Genomic DNA, 18172 nt, shown 5'->3' on the forward strand with positions numbered 1-18172 from the left:
GGTAGATACCCAATCATCCCATGAAAACCATTATATGAAACTGTGATCTCACATCATGAGACTAATGTCGGTCGGCGATCACCCACAGCAGTGTCTTACCGTCCCGTTCGACCGTGGTGACCGTCTGCTTGTACACCGTGGTCTTCCCGTTCGGCCGGAGTTCGGTGAGATCCACGTCGAAGGAGTTCGCCGCCCGCTCGGTGATCCGCACACAGTGCTGGGTACCGGCCGGAATCTGCTGGTCGATCGCCTGCTGGATCGTCTCGGCCGACGAAATCGCCGGCGAATCCGGTGCCACGAATTCCCGCGCCCCGGCGCCGCTGCGCTCGGTGTAGAAGGCGTACTGGAACCCGAGCACGGCATCCGGGCCGCTGGTCGTATCGCCCGCCCCGTTACCGACGGTGACACCACCGTCCTGCGTCGCCGGGCAGCTCAGCCCGTCGATCGCCTCCGCCGTGGGCCCGGTCCCGGGTTCGCCCCCGCCGCCGCGGACCACGACGATCGCCACGCCGACGGCGATGAACGCGACGATCACCGCCGCCACGGCGACGATCGTGCCCACCGGCAGCTCACGGCGCGGTTTCTCGGTCAGGGCCCGTGAGACGGTTTGCGGCGTGAGTTTCTGCGCGATCGGATCGCTGTCCCAGGACAAACCTCCCGCGCGCGGCCGGACCGGGCCGCCCGCCGGGTCGGCTCCGCTGTCACCGGGCAGGTCTGGACCGGGCCACCGCAGGTCCGGTGTGTTGTGCCGGACGGTCGTCTGATCCGCCTCGGGCGCCCGGCCCGTACTCGGCCGGCGCGGCGCCGGATCCGGCGGCAGCGGATGACGGACCGTGGCGTCGGCATCCCCCGGCGCCGGGCGCGTCACCGGCACGGACTCACCGGGCCCCGGCGAATACGCGGGGGTCGAGCTGTCCGGCGCACGATATTGCGGCGGTGGCGCCGGAACAGGTGGCGGCTCCGGAGGGGCCGCCGATGAACCATCGGCCGGCCGCCAGGCCAGCTCCGAATTATCCGCACCCGCGGGTTTCCAGCCCTGTACCGGCAGTTCACCCGTCGGCGGACCGAACTCCGATACCGGCGGGCCGAACTCCGACACCGGAGGCCCGAAATCACCCGTCGGCGGACCGAAATCCGCCCGCTCGGGTTCGCGTTCGCGCCCTCTATCTTCGCCCTCGCCGGTCACAGCCCATCCCTTTCGAGACACGCGGGTGGGGCGGCCGTACTCGACCGCCCCACCCGGCAAGATTTCACTCGTGTCAGTACTGGAGTGAACCACCCCACTGGGTATTGACGCCAGCGACATTGACCGACTGCTCCGGGTAGTTGCCCGGCGGCAGCAGCGGCGGGGGCGGCGGAATCTCGGCCGCGGCCTTCAGGGCGGCAGCGCCGCCCGGCTGCATGGCGATCCAATGCTCGACAGCCGCCTTCGCCGTATTCACCGGCGTGGTGTCGATCACATGATCGAGCCGGTTGTCCGGCAATCCGTTCCCGCCGGTGAAGGTGGAGACATTGACGGTGTTCTCGTCGACGAACTCCACCGAGATACCGGCCTCACCGGTCCCCGTGGGAGTACGGAACCCGGCCGTACCGACATAGCCGGACTGGTTGGTGAAGTGGTGGGTGTTGGCGAAATGCCCGGGAGCCAGCGCACCGCCGTCGATGGCGGCACCGACCTCCATATGCGGGCCCTGCATCTCGACCACCGGCGCCACCGGCGCCGATTCGAGGCTGGGCGCCTGCCACTGCGGGGCCTGCGGCTGGACCAGAGTTTCGGTGCCCGGCTCGGCGGGCTGCGCGTCGCCCTCGGCCTCCGGCGCGGGCTGTTCACCCGGCTGCCCCGGCGCCGGCGGCTGCTCGCCCTCGGGCTTCTCCGGCGCGATGGCGGGCTGGACCGGCTCGTCCTGACCCGGCACGGGCAGCGGCGCCACTCGCGGGGTGGTGACACCCGGCTGAGTCGGGCCGGTCAGGCCCTGTTCGCCTTCTTCACCCGGCTTCGGCGTGGTGACACCCGGCTGGCTCGGGGTGGGAGCGCTCTCCGGCTGTTCCCCCTCGTTCTGCGCACCCGGGTTCTGCACGCCCGGCTGGCTCGGCGTGGTCTCCGGGCTCTCCTGCTGCTGCTCCGGAGTGGTACCCGGCTGCGCGGGCGCCGGAGTGGCCGGCGTGGTCGGTGTGGTCGGCTGATCGCCAGGAGCGGCCCCCGCCGGCGACGCGAAGATGGCCATGGCCGCTGCGGTCGCAAGCGGCAGCGAAGTGCTCGCCACCGCCCGGCCCGCCCGGTTCGGCTTACGATGTTTCACTATTCGCCCAATCCCTTTCCCGGCTACGGACCATCTGTGGACCGCAACCAGTTCTGCCTCATCTGAGACCCGATTTCAGCGGTGGCCCGGGTGGGCCGTTTCGCTGTCCGAGTCCGAAAGGACGAACCCCCCGGCACCAAACCTCGCGACCGCCCGCCGATCGCAATCTCTGCCTCGGCAGTCAACCACAACAGAGCTTTCCCGGCAATCCGGCGAAACCTCACCACCGACAGGAAGACTCGGTGTTCACCTGCCCGCCACCACCCGCACGTTCAAGCCCCCCGACTCGGACCGCCCAGCAGCGGCACCGAGCCCCGCGCCGCCGAAGGCGGGGCAAAAAGACTCAACCCAGGTCGTCGTGGCGCATGAGCTGGCGGGCGGCTTCCATGACCGAGCCGGTGAGCGACGGGTAGACCGAGAAGGTCTGTGCCAGATCGTTGACCGTGAGGTTGTTCTGGACCGCGAGGGCGATCGGCAGGATCAGTTCCGAGGCGATGGGGGCGACCACCACACCGCCGATCACGACGCCGGTCGCGGGGCGGCAGAAGATTTTCACGAAGCCGCGGCGCAGCCCCGACATCTTGGCCCGGGGGTTGGTGTTCAGCGGCAGCATCACCGTCCTGGCGGGTACCTCACCGTTGTCGATCTCGGTCTGGCCGACCCCGACCGTCGCGATCTCCGGGCGGGTGAACACCGCCGAGGCCACCGTTTTGAGGCGGATCGGGCTCACTCCCTCGCCGAGAGCGTGGTACATCGCGATCCGGCCCTGCATGGCAGCCACCGAGGCGAGCGGCAGCAGGCCCGTGCAGTCGCCGGCGGCGTAGATGCCGGGAACCGGGGTGCGCGACACCCGGTCGACCCGCAGGTAGCCGCCGCGGTCCAGTTCGACCCCGGCCTCGTCCAGCCCGAGGCCGCCGGTGTTGGGCGTGGAGCCGACGGTCATGAGGGCATGCGATCCGGTGACCGTGCGGCCGTCGGAGAGGGTCACCAGGACACCGTCGGCCGTGCGTTCGACCTTGTCCGCGCGGGCGTGTTTGACCAGTTCCACACCGCGCTCGGCGAAGGCGTCCTCGAGAACCAGTGCGGCGTCGGCGTCTTCGCCGGGCAGGACGCGGTCCCGGCTGGAGACCAGGATCACGCGGACGCCCATTTCGGTATAGGCGGAGACGAATTCCGCACCGGTGACACCCGAACCGACCACCACCAGTGTCTCCGGCAGGACGTCCAGGTCGTAGAGCTGGCGCCAGTTCAGGATGCGGTCACCGTCGGGTTCGGCACCGGGAAGTACCCGCGGCGAGGCCCCGGTCGCGATGAGCACCACCTCGGCTTCGACGGTTTCCGCGGTGCCGTCCGGGTAGTCCACCGCGACCCGGTGCGTCGCCCGTCCCGTTCCCGGCCCCGCCAGCCGGCCCCGGCCGGGCAGTACCCGCACCCCGGCGGCCTGCAGTTTGGAACGGATATCGGAGGACTGCGCCAGCGCCAGCGCCTTCACCCGTTCGTTGACCTCCGGCAACCGCACCTCGGCCTGGCTCGGGTCGAGGATCACCCCCAGGTTGCGTGCCCGTCGCAGATCGGTGCGGATGCCGGTGGAGGCGATGAACGTCTTGGACGGGACACAGTCCCAGAGCACGCATGCGCCGCCGATACCGTCGGAATCGATCAGTTCGACCTGGGCGCCGTGCTGGGCCGCGACCAGCGCCGCCTCGTAGCCCGCGGGTCCGCCACCGATGATTGCAATGCGGGTCATATCTTTCCCCTGTCCTGATCACCCGCGCCCGGCGCGCGGCAGCGTCGCGGCCCTCACTCGCCGGACCCAGCCTAGTGCGTGCCGCGTCCCCGCCCACACGCGGCCGGACCGCGCGTCGCCGCCACCGAAGCACATCCCCCAGGGCGATTTACGACGCCCCGTACCGGTGCGACCCATCACACAACTAAGCTGCCGGTGTGCCGATCTACGCTGCCTACGGGTCCAATATGGATTCGACCCAGATGCTCGAGCGCTGTCCGCATTCCCCCATGTTCGGGACGGGCTGGCTGGAGGGCTGGCGCCTCACCTTCAGCGGGGACGATATCGGCTGGGAGGGCCCGCTCGCCACGGTCGTCGAGGAACCCGGGTCCCGGGTCTTCGTGGTGCTCTACGACGTCTCCCCGGAGGACGAGCAGCGGCTGGACCGTTGGGAGGGCTCGGATTTCGGGATCCACCGCAAGATCCGCCTCCGGGTGACCCCCAGCCCCGGTAGCGGCACCGAACCGATCCTCGCCTGGCTGTACGTCCTGGACGCCTACGAGGGCGGGCTCCCCTCGGCCCGCTACCTCGGCGTGATGGCCGATGCCGCCGAAAAAGCCGGGGCCCCAGCCGACTACGTACACGCCCTGCGCACCCGCAACAGCCGCAACGTAGGCCCCGGCAACAACTTCAGCTGAATTTTTTGCGGCGCCTGCGGCGCCGCGGGTTTTGGCCCCCTTGGTCCCTGCTGTCAGCACTCGACACTCGCGGCTGCGCCGCATCGCATCGAGCGCTGACAGCAGGGACGGGCCAAAACCTCTCAGGGCCTCGTAAGACTCGGCACCGCCGTGGTTGCGTTCGGGTTCCGGGGTATGCGCCCTCCAAGTGCCTCGCTGGACTCGGCACCGCCGTGGTCGCGTTCGGTTTCGGGCCCTCGAGCACTTCAAATGCCTCGCTGAGCTCGGCGCACCGTAGTCATGTTCGGTTGCGAGGCTCATGGGCGCTGTGGGTATCCAGATGGGCTGAGCGCTGCCGTGGTCGCGTTCGGCTCGAAAGGCTGCGTGCCCGGCGCCGGCGCTGGGCACGTTCAGCCTTTGACCGTTGCCGGTCAGGTGGTGAGTTCGCGGCCGGCCTGGAGGGCGATGTTGGTGAACGTGCGGACGCCGATGGGTAGGGCGCGTTCGTCGATATCGAAGGTCGACTGGTGCAGGTCCAGCTGCGGGCCCTCACCGGACCAGACGCCGAGCCGCGCCATCGCGCCGGGGACTTCTTCCAGGTACCAGGAGAAATCCTCGCCGCCGCCGGACTGCGGGGTGTCGGCGAGGGCGTCCGGGCCGATGGCGCGGACCGCGTCGCTGACCATGCGCACCGAATGCTCGTCGTTCACCACGGGCGGGACGCCGCGCCGGTAGTCGAGCTGGTAGCGGACGCCGGTCGGCGCGAGCAGGCTGTTCACGATTTCGCGCACCATCGGTTCCAGTAGCGACCAGGTCTCGTGGTCGCCGGTGCGGACGGTGCCGGTGAGCATCCCGGTCTGCGGGATGGCGTTGGGAGCTTTGCCCGCGCTCACCGCGCCCCAGACCATCACCGTGCTGGTGCGCGGGTCGATCCGGCGGGTGAGCAGCCCGGGCAGGCCGGTGATGACGGTGCCGATGGCGTAGACGAGATCGCTGGTCAGATGCGGCCGGGAGGTGTGGCCGCCGGGCGAGTCCAGGACCAGTTCCACGGTATCGGCGGCCGAGGTGATGGCGCCGACCCGGATCCCCACCCGGCCCACCTCGAGCCGGGGGTCGCAGTGCAGCGCGAAGATGCGGTCCACACCGTGCACGGCGCCTTCGGCGACCATGTCCAGCGCGCCGCCGGGCATCACTTCCTCGGCATGCTGGAAGATCAGCCGGACCCCCACCGGCAGATCCGCGTCGGCCAATGCCAGGGCGGTGCCGAGCAGGATGGCGGTATGCGCATCGTGGCCGCAGGCATGGGAGACGCCGGGCACGGTGGAGGCGAAATCCCGGCCGGTGAACTCCTGCAGCGGCAGCGCGTCCATATCGGCGCGCAGCGCGATACGGGGCGCGTCCTCGGGACCGATATCGCAGATCAATCCGGTTCCGCTGGGCAGTACCCGGAACGACAGACCGGCCTTGGTGAGCCAGGTGCCGACGAATTCGGTGGTTGCGAATTCGGTGCGGGACAGCTCGGGGTTGGCGTGCAGGTGCCGGCGCCACTGCACGAGATCGACCGTGTGCTCGGCCAGCCACGCCGTTACCGCGTCCTGTCCGTCGCGCACCGAACGGCCGGTTGTGCTCACCGAATGTCCTCCTGTCGTTGAACGAGCAGCTGCGAACCACTTCTCCGCGTGCCGGGATCGTCCCGTAACACATATCGCCCGCGACCTGGGTCGCGGTACAACGGCGGCGGTTCCACTCGTCCCCCGAGGAACGGCCGTTTACTCCAGTTTCCCACCGCGACCGCATCCGCGCCCGGCGACATCCCCGCTGTGACCGGCGGAACACCGGCAACGGAACGGATACCCGGATGCTAACTCTTGGCGAATTCCAGATTATCCGCGGTATTCGGGACCGCCAGCGCGGCCAGCGCCGCCGCGTGCAGCGAACGTTTGATCGCCGGCAGGCTGGGCGTCCGGTTGGCGGCCAGCGCGGCGGCCCGGGTGAGCGCGGCGGTGCGCAGGGTCTCGGCCTCCGCGGTCTCGTCGACGATTCCCGCGGCCAGCGCCTCCGGGCCGCCGTAGCGGTGGCCAGTGGTCATGGCGGTGAGCGCGACCTGATTGGTAAGCCGGCCGGTGACCAGCGCGTTCATCCCGATCGTGAACGGCATCCCGAGGTGCACCTCGGGCAGGCACCAGAACCCGCGGTCGGCGCGCATCACCCGGAAATCGTGCGAGCTGGCGAGCATGGCGCCGGCACCGAAGGCGTGCCCGTTCACCGCGGCGACGGTGGGCAGCGGGAAGGCCAGGATCCGGCTGAAGATGCCGTGCACGAGGTCGAGGTAGCCGTGCATCCGGTCGAGGTTGGCGAACAGCCAGTCGGTATCGAGCCCGTTGCTGAAGAATTTTCCGGTGGCCGTGGTGACCAGGGCGGCCGGCCCCTCGCTCGCTTCCACGGTGTCGAGCAGGGCGTGGACCTCGTCGATCCATTCGTGGCTGAAGCGGTTCTCGTTATCGGTCTGGCCCTCGTTGCCCAGCGACAATACGAAAACGTTCCCATCGCGTTCCAGGTACGGCATACGTGCAGCGTATAGCCAGAAGGACCGGCCATCGACAGCGGACGGCCGCGGTGGCCGCGCGCGCCGTATGGGCGGTCGGCCGGCCGGTGAGGCCATACACTGACCGCCATGCTTGCCGAAGAGGCTGCCCAGGAAATCACCGTCCGGACGTCCGTGGCCCGGCACCGGGTCGCGGTGGTGCTCGGTTCGGGGTGGCAGGACGCCGCCGCCGAACTCGGCACCCCGAACGCCGAGATCCCCATGCCGGAGCTCCCCGGATTCGCCGCACCCACCGCGCAGGGTCATGCCGGCCGGGTGCTGTCGGTCTCGGTGGGTGATACCGACGCCCTCGTCCTCATGGGACGCCAGCACCTCTACGAGGGGTACTCCCCCGCCGAGGTGGTGCATCCGGTGCGTACCGCGGTGGCGGCGGGCGCGGAAACGGTGATCCTGACCAATGCCGCCGGTGGTATCCGGCCGGGGCTGCGGGTCGGTGAGGCGGTGCTGATCCGTGATCACGTCAACCTCACCGGCGCTACCCCGCTGACCGGCCCCACGTTCGTCGATCTGGTGGACGCCTGGGATCCGGAGCTGCGGCAGCTCGCCCGCCGGGTGGATCCCGACCTCACCGACGGGGTGTACGCGGGACTCACCGGGCCCCAATACGAAACCCCGGCCGAAATCCGGATGCTGGCCACCATCGGTGCCGATCTGGTGGGGATGTCCACGGTCCTGGAGGCGATCGCGGTGCGCGCGCTGGGTGCCCGGTTGCTCGGCATCTCGCTGGTCACCAACCTGGCGGCCGGGGTCACCGGGGCGCCGCTGGCCCACGCCGAAGTGCTCGCCGAGGGGCGGGCCGCCGCGCCCCGGCTGGGCAAACTGCTGCGCGGGCTCGTGGAGCAGCTGTAGATGCTGACCTTCGGCACCGCCGGACTGCGCGGACCGCTGGGGCCGGGCCCGGACCGGATGAACGAGACCACCGTCGCCCACGCGACCGCCGGTCTCGCCGCGTGGCTGCGGGATCGCTGCCTGGGCGGCGGGCAGGTGGTGGTCGGCCGCGACGCCCGGCACGGCTCGGCGGAATTCGCGGAGGTCACCGCCGAGGTGCTGGCCGCGGCCGGTTTCGCGGTGATCCGGTTGCCGCAACCGTGGCCCACCCCCGTGACCGCGTTCGCGGTACGCGCGCTCGGCGCGGTGGCCGGGGTGCAGATCACCGCCTCGCACAATCCGCCCGCCGACAACGGCTACAAGGTGTACGTGGACGGTGGCGCCCAGCTGCTCGCACCGGCCGATACCGAGATCGAACGGCAGATCGCGGCGGTCACCGAACCGATCGCGCGCACCCCGGTGGAGGTCGCCGATTCCGGCCTGCACTCCCGTTATCTGGCCCGGGTCGCCCAGCTGCCACAGCTCATCGGCGGGCCGGGCGAACGCGCCGATATCCGGATCGCGTTCACCCCGCTGCACGGGGTCGGGGGCGCGACCGCGGTAGAAGCGCTCACCGCCGCCGGGTTCACCGATATCCACGCGGTGGCCGAGCAGTTCACCCCCGACCCCGATTTCCCCACCGTCGCCTTCCCGAATCCCGAGGAGCCCGGCGCCGCCGATCTGCTGCTGCGGCTGGCCGAACGGGTGGACGCCGATCTGGCGATCGCCCTCGACCCCGACGCGGATCGCTGCGCGCTCGGGGTGCCCACCGCCGAGGGCTGGCGCATGCTGCGCGGCGACGAAACCGGTGTGCTGCTCGCCGATCACGTCCTGCGCACGGCCCCACCTGATTCGCTGGTCGCCACGACGATCGTCTCGTCACGATTGTTGTCCCGGCTGGCCGCCGACCGCGGCGCCCGCTATGCCGAAACCCTCACCGGGTTCAAATGGCTGGCGCGGGCGGGTGATGGGCTGGTGTACGCGTACGAGGAGGCCATCGGCCACTGTGTGGACCCGGCCGCCGTCCGCGACAAGGACGGTGTCTCGGCCGCGGTGCTCGCCGCCGATCTGGTGTCGCGACTGCGGGCCCGAGAGCGCACGCTGATCGACGAACTCGACGATTACGCGGTCCGCTTCGGTGTGCACGCCGGCGATCAGGTCGCACTGCGCCTACCGGACCAGCGGGCCGCCGCCGCGGTGGTGGACACATTGCGTACGGCGCCACCGCGCGAACTCGCCGGAACCGCCGTCGATTACACCGATATGTCGGCGTTGCGCGGTGCCATGCGCACCGACGCGCTGCTGTTCACCGGCGACGGCCTGCGCGTGGTGGTGCGGCCCTCGGGCACCGAACCGAAGCTCAAATGCTATCTGGAAGTGGTGCAGCCCGTTTCCGGCCCGGATGGATTGCCGGACGCGAGAAAGGCTGCACGGGAACGTCTTTCGGAACTCACCGACTACTGCCGGGCGCTGGCCGGCTGAACGGGCTCAGCGCGGCCCGAACTGCCGGTCCCCGGCATCGCCGAGCCCGGGCACGATGAACGCGTCGTCGTTGAGCCGGTCGTCGATCACCGCGGTCACCAGCCGCACCGGATGGCCCGAATTCGCCAGCGCGGCGATCCCCTCCGGCGCCGAGACGACGCAGACCGCGGTGATATCGGTGGCGCCGCGGCCGACCAGCAGGTCCAGCGTGTGCAGCATGGATCCGCCGGTCGCCAGCATCGGGTCGAGCACCATCACCGGTGTCGCGGACAGATCGTCGGGCAGCGATTCCAGATAGGGCACGGGACGGTGGGTACGCTCGTCCCGCGCGACACCGACGAAACCCACCTTCGATTCCGGAATCAGGTCGGTGGCGGCGTCCACCATGCCGAGTCCGGCGCGCAGTACCGGCACCAGCAGCGGCGGCCGCGCCAGGCGCGTACCCCGGGTGGTGGCAACCGGGGTGGCGATGTCGTGGTGCCGTACCGGCGCATCGCGCAGCGCCTCGTACACCAGCAGCCGCGACAGATCCCGCAGTGCCGCCCGGAAGCCGGAATCGGGGGTGCGTTCGTCACGCAGCGTGGTCAGCAGGATCGCCACGAGCGGATGGTCCAGGGTGTGCGTGCGCATGAGGGAACGATAAGGTCGATCCCGGGTGCGCCGCTGTCGCGCCGGGATTTTCCGGGGAGCCGATTCGAGGGAACCGTGCGGGAAGCCGGTGCGTCGAAACCGGTGGATGACATACTCTGCCCGTTAACGAAGTCGATGGGGGAACCACTGATGGTGAACATCTCAGCCGATGCCGAGGGCATCGCGGCCTACGGCAGCACCGCCGGGGTGATGGCCTCCGAGCTCGCGGCGGCAGGGGCCGGCGCGTCGGGTGCCGCGCCCACGGTCCTCGGCCCGATCTTCGGCCTGATCGGCGACGATTTCCTGGCCGCCTACGCCGCCGCGCACGCGGGTCATGTGGCGACGATCGGCCAGCTGTCCGCGGTGCTGGGCACGATGAGCGGGGCGGCGGGTGTGGCCGCCGTGAGTTACGCCGAGGCCGATACCAGCAATGCCGCCGCCCTGCGCGGCGCCGCCGGGGAGTGAGCCGGTGATCGATATCAGCGCATTGGCCAAGCCGATCTTCGATCTGCTCGCCAGTTTCGGCACCGGCGTGCTGGCCACCGGCGGTCCCGGTGATTCGCTGCGCGCGGCGTCCACCGCGATCGATCAGGTGCACGCCCTGGGCCGCAACGGCATCAACCTGATGAACACCGCGTGGGACGGTACCGGCGCCGACGCCGCGACCTCCAAGGCCCTGCGGGTACAGACCTCGGCCGCGAGCATTTCCGACCGCGGCAACGAGATGGCCACGGTGATGGGCCAGGCCGCGGCGCATATCGAAACCGGGAACAAGGATCTGACCGCCGTCGCGCAGTCGTTCGTGAACAACGCTTCCGCCATGGCCCCCACGCTGGGTACCCCGGCCGGGCTGTCGCTGCTGGTGGGTACCGCGATCGACCATCTGGGTCAGGCGCTGGGCGTGGTGGGCCGGGTGCAGAACGAACTGCAGACCCACACCGCGTCGATGAACGAGCTGGCACCACCGCCGCCCACTCCGTCGGCCGCGAATACCGCCTCGGTGGGCACCCAGGCGCTGTCCACGGTCACCTCCGGGCTCAGCAGTGTCGCCGGTGTGGCCGGCACGATGATGAGCACCGCGATGTCGAGTACCGGCGACACCACGACCACCACCAGCGCGGGCACGCCCGGCAAGACCACCAGCTCGACCGGTACGACAGACGGCGAGGGCGTGAAGATCACCCTGCCCGACGGCAGTGTGGTGGAGGCGCCGAACGAGAAGGCGGCCACCGCGGTGAAATCGGCCCTCGGCTGCGTCGGCACCCCGTATGTCTGGGGTGGCAACACCCCCGGCGCCGGTCTCGACTGCAGCGGCCTGACGAAATACGCCTACGGCGAAGCCGGGGTGGAGATCCCGCGCCTCGCCCACGAACAGGCCAACGGCGCCACCCCCGTTTCCCCGGGCGATCTCATGCCCGGCGATCTGGCGATCTGGGACGGCCACGTGGCGATGGTGATCGGCAACGGGCAGTTGGTCGAGGCCGGTGATCCGGTGCAGGTCGGTTCGATCCGCACCGAGAACAGCGGTATGGAGTTCTACGGGTTCTACCGGCCGACGGAATGAGCCGGCCGCACGCCCCCCGCGGCGGGTGGGTATCCGACCATGACGAGTGGACAGAAGTATGAGTGAGCAACAGGTTCCCGAGATTCCGAACGTCACCGTGGCGGGAAGCCGGAATCGGGCCGGCACCTTGTCGGTACGCGCCACCGATCAGGGTATGCCGGTGGAGATCAAATTCGAACGCAGCGAATACCGCTACGGCGCACAGGCACTGGCCGACGAAATCCTGCGCCTGACCAAACGCTCCACGATCGCCGCCAAGGCGAAACGGCGAGAAGTGCTGGCCGAGAACGGAATGCCCGACGAAATCCTGGACCAGCTGGGTTTGCCGACCCGGCAGCAGGCCGTGGACGAACTGGACCGGATGGACGACGCCGATACCGGCCCGACGAGCTGGATGCGGCCGGTATGAGCCGCGTGCCGGCCGGCGCGCGCCGGCACCGCATCGGATCGGCCCGGGGAGCTAGGAGACAGAGAACATGAGCGCGGAAATGGACGCCCTGGTCGCCGGGGCCACCCAGAAACTGGAGGCGCTCGAAGCGGCGCTGTACGGGCTGAAACAGGTCCGGGGCAGGTTCACCACCGAGGACGGCATGGTGAGCGTGGAGGTCGACAGCGACGGCGCGCTCGCCGATCTGCGGCTTTCCGAAGCCGTCACCTCACTCGCACCGGCCGAGGCGTCCCAGCTCATCCTCTGGGCCTGCCGCCAGGCCGCCGAGGATGCGGGGGGCCGACGCTCCGAGGTCATTGCCGCACTGAACGAATCGTTCACACCACCGGCGCAGGGCGCGGCCGAGCCGGCCGGCACCTGACACGTCCACCGGGTCTCCGCACTCTGCCGGAAAGCGCTGCGAGCGCACCCCGGGAAGCTGAGCAGCGATCGGACCGTTGGGAACCGACGAGCGCCCCGTCCGCACCTGAGCCTGTTCCGGCCGGGAAGCGCGGGCCCGAACAGCTTCGGCACCGGTGCCGCGGAGGCGACCACGGGATGCTCCACGCCCATCGCTTCGCACAGGTGCAGAGCGGCCGTGGTCGCCGGGTGTGGCGCAGCGGCTACAGCGGCGTTCGCCCTGTTGCGCGGTTACCGGTCGGCTCCGGATCAATGCTGGTCAGGCGTGTATCGCGGAACGCCGTCGGTGCGGTGGCCGGATATGACCGGTCGCGCACCCATATTCTCGAGGCCGGGCCCCGACCATGGGTGGGCTCAGCCCAGCTGGACCTATTAGGCTTCCGCGTATGGCTTCTGGAGACATCGTCCCGATCGAGCTCGGTCTGACCGACGGCGATCTCGTCACCCTGTGGGCACCGCGCTGGCGTGACGGGGATGACGAGTGGGAAGCGTTCCTAGGACATGAGGACGCCCTCTACGGCTTCGAGTCCGTAGCCGAGCTCGCCGCCTTCATCCGGACCGACTCCGACAACGATCTGGTCGATCATCCGGCCTGGAAGGTGGTGGCCGGGCTATCGGCCGCCGAGCTGGAGCCCGAGGACAACTATTCGTTCGATCTGGTGGGCGTCCCGGAGCTGGCGGCCGGTGATCCGGATGTGGACACCGTCGCCGAACTCGAGGACACCCTGGCGATGGTCCGCAATATCGGCGAGGTCTGCGAACTCGATCCGGTGACCAAATTCTTCGGCACCCATCCTTCACTGGCCGCGCTCTCCGGCGGCACGAGCATGTTCGTGGGCCGGGAGGGCCTGGAACTGTGGGACCAGATCGGCGCGGCCGTCGCCAAGAGCTGGGACGACGTCCTGGACGCGATCGACTCGGTCGTGCGCGTCCCGGACGTGGATGCCGAGGCCGTCGCCCTCGCCGAGGCGGAGCTGCTGGCCGCCGAGGAGAACGAGGTCGACGCCGACGATGTCGCCGATACCGACGACGACAGCGATTTCGAGCCGGTCGATCTGAATGCCGACGACGAGGACGAGGAAGACGAGGACCTCACCTTCTGGGAGGAAGTCGGAATCGACCCGGTCAAGATCATTACGTCCGAGGCGGAATACTTCACCCTGCGCTGCTATCTCGACGACGAACCGATCTTCCTCGGCGCGAAGAAATCCATCTCGGTATTCGGTAGCGAACGCGCGCTCGCCCGCTACCTCGCCGACGATCACGAACACGATCTGGCGCGCGTGAGCACCTTCGCCGAGGTGCAGACGGCCGCGGTGGACGGATCGCTGGAGGTCGAGGTCACCGACGAGAACATCTACGTCCTGCCCGGACTGGCCGACGATCTGGCCGAGGGTCCCGAAGCGGTGGACACCGAACAGCTGGATCTGGTGCTGGAGTTGTTCACCGATGCCGCCGATTACGCCGAGGACGACGCGGTCGAACAGGCCTTGGCGAAATCCACTCCGCTCGGTTGGTACGTCTCCTATCTGCTGAACCCGGACCCCACCCGGATGGCGCCCAACCCGCCGTACGACGCCGAGGCGGCGGCCTGGCGGGAACTCGAACGCAACTTCGAATCCCGGCTGGCCCCACGCTGATTTCGGCGCCGGCGAGCGATCGTTCGCCCGGCTTAGGTCTCGATGTGGACACGTGCCGGTTCATTCGGTCGATAAACCGGCATCGACTCGGCAAACTGTCTGGCCAGCGGTGTTTGTCGTCGCGCAGCCTCGTACCGGCTCCGTCCGGGCGGGGACGGTGACATCGTGGCAGCAGGGCGGATGTACGAAGGAGGACGCATGCCGACAGTGCGGATCGATCTGGATCAGGATCTGCTGGCGGCCGCCGGCGCAATCATGGGTACGGAGACCAGCAAGGCAACCATTCACGAGGCGCTGCGCCGAATCGTGGTCCACGAACGGCAGCTACGGCATTTCGAGCGCCTGGCCGCCTCGGCACTCGACCGGTCACCCCAGCCCGTGGTGATCGACGGCTGACGGCGACGTTCAGCAGCCGCTCGGCTACCGCGAATACTGTCGGTACCCGCTGGCATGATCCGGGCACAGGGAGTCCGGAGGGGGAATCATGTCGGTACCGATCACCGATCTGCCCATCGCGCAACGTCCGCGGGAGCGGCTGTACGCGCTGGGCCCGCACGCGCTGAGCGACGGCGAACTTCTCGCCCTGCTGCTCGGCCAGGGTAAACGGGGTGCGAGCGCCGTCGAACTCGCGCTCGTCCTGCTCGCCGAATTCGGCGGGGTGGCCGGGCTGGCCTCGGCGCGCCCGGAGGAGCTGGCCCGGCACGGCGGAGTGGGCACCGCCAAGGCCGCCGCGATCACCGCCGCCTTCCAGCTCGCCGCGCGTGCCCGGCCGGGCCCGGCCCCGGCCGCACCACTGCTGCGCGCCGAGGATGTGGCGCTGGCGGCGTGGCCGTTGTTCGCCGGGGCGCGGGTGGAACGGCTGCTGGTGCTCATCTGCGATGCCCGCAATCGGCTGCGGCGCTCGATCTTCGTGGCCGAGGGCGCGATCGACGAGGTCGCGGTACCGGTACGGGAAATCCTGAACACCGTCCTGCGCCATGACGGCCGCGCCTTCGCACTCGCCCACAACCACCCCTCCGGCGACCCGTCCCCCAGCCACGACGACCGGCGCGCCACCAGCGTGCTCGCCGCGGCAGCCCACACCGTAGGCCTGCGGTTCCTCGACCATGTGGTACTCGCCGGTGAGGATTGGCGCCGCGCGGCCCCGCTCGAGGAGGCGAGCCCGTAGCCCTGGACGAACCTTTTCGGCGGTGCACGGTCGCAGCCGGGGCGGCCGGACCGGCGGATCAGCCGGGCATACCGGCGGTTTCTTCGCGGACCGCGGTGGCGCTGCCGTTCCGGGCGCGGCGCCGGGCGGCCACCAGGCGGGAGCCGATCAGGCCTTGCCGCGGTGCGAACAGGTAGACGGCGGTGAACACCGTGCCCTGGGCCAGCACCATGGTCGCGCCGGGGGCGGTATCGGCGTAATAGCTCACGTACAGGCCGACGACCGCGCAGACCGCCGAGATCGCCGGGGCCAGCACCAGCATGCGGCCGAAACGGTCGGTGAGCAGATAAGCGGTGGCACCCGGGATGATCAGCATGGCGACCACCAGGACCACTCCCACCGCCTGCAGCGCCACGACCGCCGTCAGCGCGAGCAGACCGAGCAGAGTTGCGCCCAGAACACGCGGGTTCAGGCCGATCGCGTAGGCATGGACGGGGTCGAAGGCGTACAGCGTGAAATCGCGGCGTTTGAGCACCAGCGCCGCGAAGACCAGGACGGCCAGCACGGCGATCTGGATCAGCTCGCCCTGGCTCACGCCGAGGATATTGCCGAAGATGATGTGGTTGAGGTCGGTATCGCTGGGGGTCACCGAGATGAGGACCAGTCCGAACGCGAACAGTGTGGTGAACACGATGCCGATGGCGGCATCTTCCTTCACTCGCGTGGTATCGCGGACCAGGCCGATCAGCGCCACGGCCAGGAATCCGAAGATCACCGCCCCGACCGCGAACGGGACACCGGCGATATAGGCCAGTACCACCCCGGGCAGCACGGCGTGCGAGACCGCGTCGCCCATGAGCGACCAGCCGACGAGCACCAGCCAGCACGAGAGCAGGCCGCAGACGATCGCGGCGACCAGGCTCGTGGCCAGCGCCCGCACCATGAAGGCGTACCGCAGTGGTTCGAGCAGGAATTCGACCAGATCCATGACACTCACCTGATTGCTCCGTGGAATCCCCCGGACGGGGCGGACGTCACCGTTGTTCCAGCACGTCGAGGCCGAATGCCAGCGCGAGGTTCTCCGGCCGCAGGGCCTCCTCGGTGCTGCCGTGCACGAGCACCCGGCGCATCAGCAGCGCCGCCTCGTCGGCGAGGCCGGGCAGGGCGTGCAGGTCGTGGGTGGAGATCAGCACCGTCGCCCCGCCGGCGGCCAGTTCGCGCAGCAAACTCGTGATCGTCGCCTCGGATCGTTTGTCCACACCCGCGAACGGTTCGTCGAGCAGCAGGATCCGGGCTCCCTGCGCGATGCCCCGGGCCACGAACGCGCGTTTGCGCTGGCCGCCGGAGAGCCTGCCGATCTGCCGGTCCGCCAGTTCGGTCAGCTCGACCCGTTCGAGTGCCTCGTCCACCGCGGCCCGGTCGGCGCGGCTCGCGCGCCGGGTGAAACCCATCCGGCCGTAGCGGCCGGTGGTCACCACATCGCGGACCGACAGCGGGAACGACCAGTCCACGGCCTCGCTCTGCGGTACATAGCCGAGCACTCCGGAACGCCGCGCCGCCGCCGGTTTCGCACCGCCGATCCGCACGCTGCCGCGGTCGGGGACGATCATGCCCATCAGCGTTTTGAACAGCGTCGATTTACCGGAGCCGTTCATCCCGATCAGGGCGCATACCCGGCCCGGGTCCACCGCCAGCCGGACGCTGTCGAGCGCTTGCACCTCGCCGTAGTAGACGGTGACGTCGTCGACGTCGATCGCGGGGTGTGTCATGACCGGCTCCCGGTGAGTGCGGCGGCGATGGTTTCGGCATCGTGGCGGATCAGGTCCAGGTAGGTCGGTACCGGGCCGTCGGCCGCGGACAGCGAGTCCACATAGAGGACACCGCCGAAACGCGCGCCCGTGGCCTCGACGACGCGCTGCATCGGCGCGTCGGAGACGGTGGATTCGCAGAACACCGCCGGTACCCGGTTGTCGCGGACGTATTCGATCACCCGGGTGATCTGCTGCGGTGTGGCCTGCTGTTCGGCATTGACCGGCCAGATGTAGGCCTCGGACAGCCCGGCGTCCCGCGCCAGGTAGGAGAACGCCCCTTCGCAGGTCACCAGGGCGCGCTGGCGACGCGGCAGATCGCGCAGTTCGGCGACGAGTTCGTCGTACACCTGTTGCAGCCGGAGTTTGTAGGCCGTGCCGTTGGCCCGGAAGGCGGCCTCGTGTTCGGGTGCGAGCCGGGTGAAGGCGGCGACCATGTTGTCGACATAGATCTGGACGTCGAGCGGCGACATCCACGCGTGCGGGTTCGGCTTGCCGGCGTAGGCGTCGGAGGTGATCGGCACCGCGGCCACCCCGTCGCTCACGGTCACGTGATCGGCGTCCAGGTCGGCGACGAACTGGCCGAACCAGGCTTCCAGGTTCATCCCGTTGTCCAGGATGAGATCGGCTTTGGCGGCGCGTTTGATATCGCCGGGGGTCGGTTCGTAGCCGTGGATCTCCGAACCGGGTTTGGTGAGCGACTGCACGTCGAGGTGCTCACCCGCGACATTGGCGGCGATATCGGCCAGCACCGTGAAGGTGGTGACGACGACCGGTTTACCGGTGCGCGGCAGATGGAACGACTGGCACGCGGTGAGCGTGACCGTGACCCCGCAGGCCGCGAGCACAGCGGCAATCCGGAGAAACACCCGCATTCCG

Annotated in this window: 19 protein-coding genes; 10 read left to right on the forward strand and 9 right to left on the reverse strand. The window is 69.5% G+C overall.

Features of this window, described 5'->3' with window-relative positions:
* Positions 1-61: 61 nt before the first annotated feature.
* From ACQEVO_RS25675 to ACQEVO_RS25685, 3 genes are all read right to left on the reverse strand, one after another.
* Positions 62-874 (reverse strand): hypothetical protein, encoded by an 813-nt coding sequence (locus tag ACQEVO_RS25675; protein ID WP_432918062.1) that lies wholly within the window; start codon positions 872-874, stop codon positions 62-64.
* Between the two features lie 385 nt (positions 875-1259).
* Entirely contained in the window at positions 1260-2300 is a 1041-nt protein-coding gene (locus ACQEVO_RS25680) for a hypothetical protein (RefSeq protein ID WP_432918065.1), read from the reverse strand.
* 343 nt (positions 2301-2643) lie between these two features.
* Positions 2644-4047 carry an NAD(P)H-quinone dehydrogenase gene (locus ACQEVO_RS25685; RefSeq protein ID WP_432918068.1) on the reverse strand — a complete coding sequence of 468 codons (1404 nt, stop codon included), beginning with the start codon at positions 4045-4047 and terminating at the stop codon, positions 2644-2646.
* Between the two features lie 197 nt (positions 4048-4244).
* Here ACQEVO_RS25685 and ACQEVO_RS25690 point away from each other — a divergent pair, with 197 nt between their 5' ends.
* Positions 4245-4724 carry a gamma-glutamylcyclotransferase gene (locus ACQEVO_RS25690; protein ID WP_280398103.1) on the forward strand — a complete coding sequence of 160 codons (480 nt, stop codon included), beginning with the start codon at positions 4245-4247 and terminating at the stop codon, positions 4722-4724.
* Positions 4725-5134: 410 nt separating this feature from the next.
* On the opposite strand, the gene ACQEVO_RS25695 is transcribed toward ACQEVO_RS25690, so the two are convergent.
* Together ACQEVO_RS25695 and ACQEVO_RS25700 are read right to left on the reverse strand one after the other, a co-directional pair.
* Positions 5135-6313 carry a M20 family metallopeptidase gene (locus tag ACQEVO_RS25695; protein ID WP_432922991.1) on the reverse strand — a complete coding sequence of 393 codons (1179 nt, stop codon included), beginning with the start codon at positions 6311-6313 and terminating at the stop codon, positions 5135-5137.
* Between the two features lie 251 nt (positions 6314-6564).
* On the reverse strand, positions 6565-7269 hold the full coding sequence (locus ACQEVO_RS25700; protein WP_432918072.1) for an enoyl-CoA hydratase-related protein: 705 nt from the start codon (positions 7267-7269) through the stop codon (positions 6565-6567).
* A 108-nt stretch (positions 7270-7377) separates the two neighbouring features.
* Between ACQEVO_RS25700 and ACQEVO_RS25705 the strand changes: the two genes are divergently transcribed.
* Positions 7378-8157: a purine-nucleoside phosphorylase gene (locus ACQEVO_RS25705; protein WP_432918075.1), complete on the forward strand. Its 780-nt coding sequence runs from the start codon at positions 7378-7380 to the stop codon at positions 8155-8157.
* Positions 8158-9657 (forward strand): phospho-sugar mutase, encoded by a 1500-nt coding sequence (locus tag ACQEVO_RS25710; protein WP_432918078.1) that lies wholly within the window; start codon positions 8158-8160, stop codon positions 9655-9657.
* Between the two features lie 6 nt (positions 9658-9663).
* Here the strand turns inward: ACQEVO_RS25710 and upp are convergent, their stop codons facing one another.
* Positions 9664-10287 (reverse strand): uracil phosphoribosyltransferase, encoded by a 624-nt coding sequence (gene upp / locus ACQEVO_RS25715; RefSeq protein WP_432918081.1) that lies wholly within the window; start codon positions 10285-10287, stop codon positions 9664-9666.
* 150 nt (positions 10288-10437) lie between these two features.
* On the opposite strand from upp, the gene ACQEVO_RS25720 reads away from it, so the two are divergent.
* From ACQEVO_RS25720 to ACQEVO_RS25750, 7 genes are all read left to right on the forward strand, one after another.
* A complete protein-coding gene (locus ACQEVO_RS25720; RefSeq protein WP_432918084.1) occupies positions 10438-10752 on the forward strand; it encodes a type VII secretion target in 315 nt (104 codons plus the stop codon).
* Positions 10753-10756: 4 nt separating this feature from the next.
* Positions 10757-11851: a C40 family peptidase gene (locus ACQEVO_RS25725; RefSeq protein ID WP_432918087.1), complete on the forward strand. Its 1095-nt coding sequence runs from the start codon at positions 10757-10759 to the stop codon at positions 11849-11851.
* Between the two features lie 58 nt (positions 11852-11909).
* Positions 11910-12260 carry a hypothetical protein gene (locus tag ACQEVO_RS25730; RefSeq protein ID WP_432918090.1) on the forward strand — a complete coding sequence of 117 codons (351 nt, stop codon included), beginning with the start codon at positions 11910-11912 and terminating at the stop codon, positions 12258-12260.
* Between the two features lie 67 nt (positions 12261-12327).
* Positions 12328-12660 (forward strand): YbaB/EbfC family nucleoid-associated protein, encoded by a 333-nt coding sequence (locus ACQEVO_RS25735; protein ID WP_432918093.1) that lies wholly within the window; start codon positions 12328-12330, stop codon positions 12658-12660.
* A gap of 424 nt (positions 12661-13084) precedes the next feature.
* The gene (locus tag ACQEVO_RS25740) at positions 13085-14338 is read left to right on the forward strand and encodes a primosomal protein (RefSeq protein ID WP_432918097.1); all 1254 of its coding nucleotides are present in this window, start codon (positions 13085-13087) and stop codon (positions 14336-14338) included.
* Positions 14339-14536: 198 nt separating this feature from the next.
* Positions 14537-14734, forward strand: a complete 198-nt coding sequence (locus tag ACQEVO_RS25745; protein ID WP_432918100.1) for a type II toxin-antitoxin system VapB family antitoxin — start codon at positions 14537-14539, stop codon at positions 14732-14734.
* A gap of 88 nt (positions 14735-14822) precedes the next feature.
* Positions 14823-15506: a JAB domain-containing protein gene (locus tag ACQEVO_RS25750; protein WP_432918103.1), complete on the forward strand. Its 684-nt coding sequence runs from the start codon at positions 14823-14825 to the stop codon at positions 15504-15506.
* Positions 15507-15564: 58 nt separating this feature from the next.
* Here ACQEVO_RS25750 and ACQEVO_RS25755 read toward each other — a convergent pair whose 3' ends face one another.
* Genes ACQEVO_RS25755 through ACQEVO_RS25765 form a run of 3 tightly spaced genes read right to left on the reverse strand, consistent with a single transcriptional unit; the run spans position 15565 to position 18168 of the window.
* A complete protein-coding gene (locus tag ACQEVO_RS25755) occupies positions 15565-16473 on the reverse strand; it encodes a metal ABC transporter permease (RefSeq protein WP_432922994.1) in 909 nt (302 codons plus the stop codon).
* 46 nt (positions 16474-16519) lie between these two features.
* Positions 16520-17254 carry a metal ABC transporter ATP-binding protein gene (locus ACQEVO_RS25760; RefSeq protein ID WP_432918106.1) on the reverse strand — a complete coding sequence of 245 codons (735 nt, stop codon included), beginning with the start codon at positions 17252-17254 and terminating at the stop codon, positions 16520-16522.
* The gene (locus ACQEVO_RS25765; protein WP_432918109.1) at positions 17251-18168 is read right to left on the reverse strand and encodes a metal ABC transporter substrate-binding protein; all 918 of its coding nucleotides are present in this window, start codon (positions 18166-18168) and stop codon (positions 17251-17253) included. The genes ACQEVO_RS25760 and ACQEVO_RS25765 overlap by 4 nt, the downstream gene beginning before the upstream one ends.
* Positions 18169-18172 lie beyond the last annotated feature (4 nt).

The sequence above is a fragment of the Nocardia sp. CA-290969 genome (assembly GCF_050936135.1).
In the GTDB taxonomy this organism is placed as follows: Bacteria; Actinomycetota; Actinomycetes; order Mycobacteriales; family Mycobacteriaceae; genus Nocardia.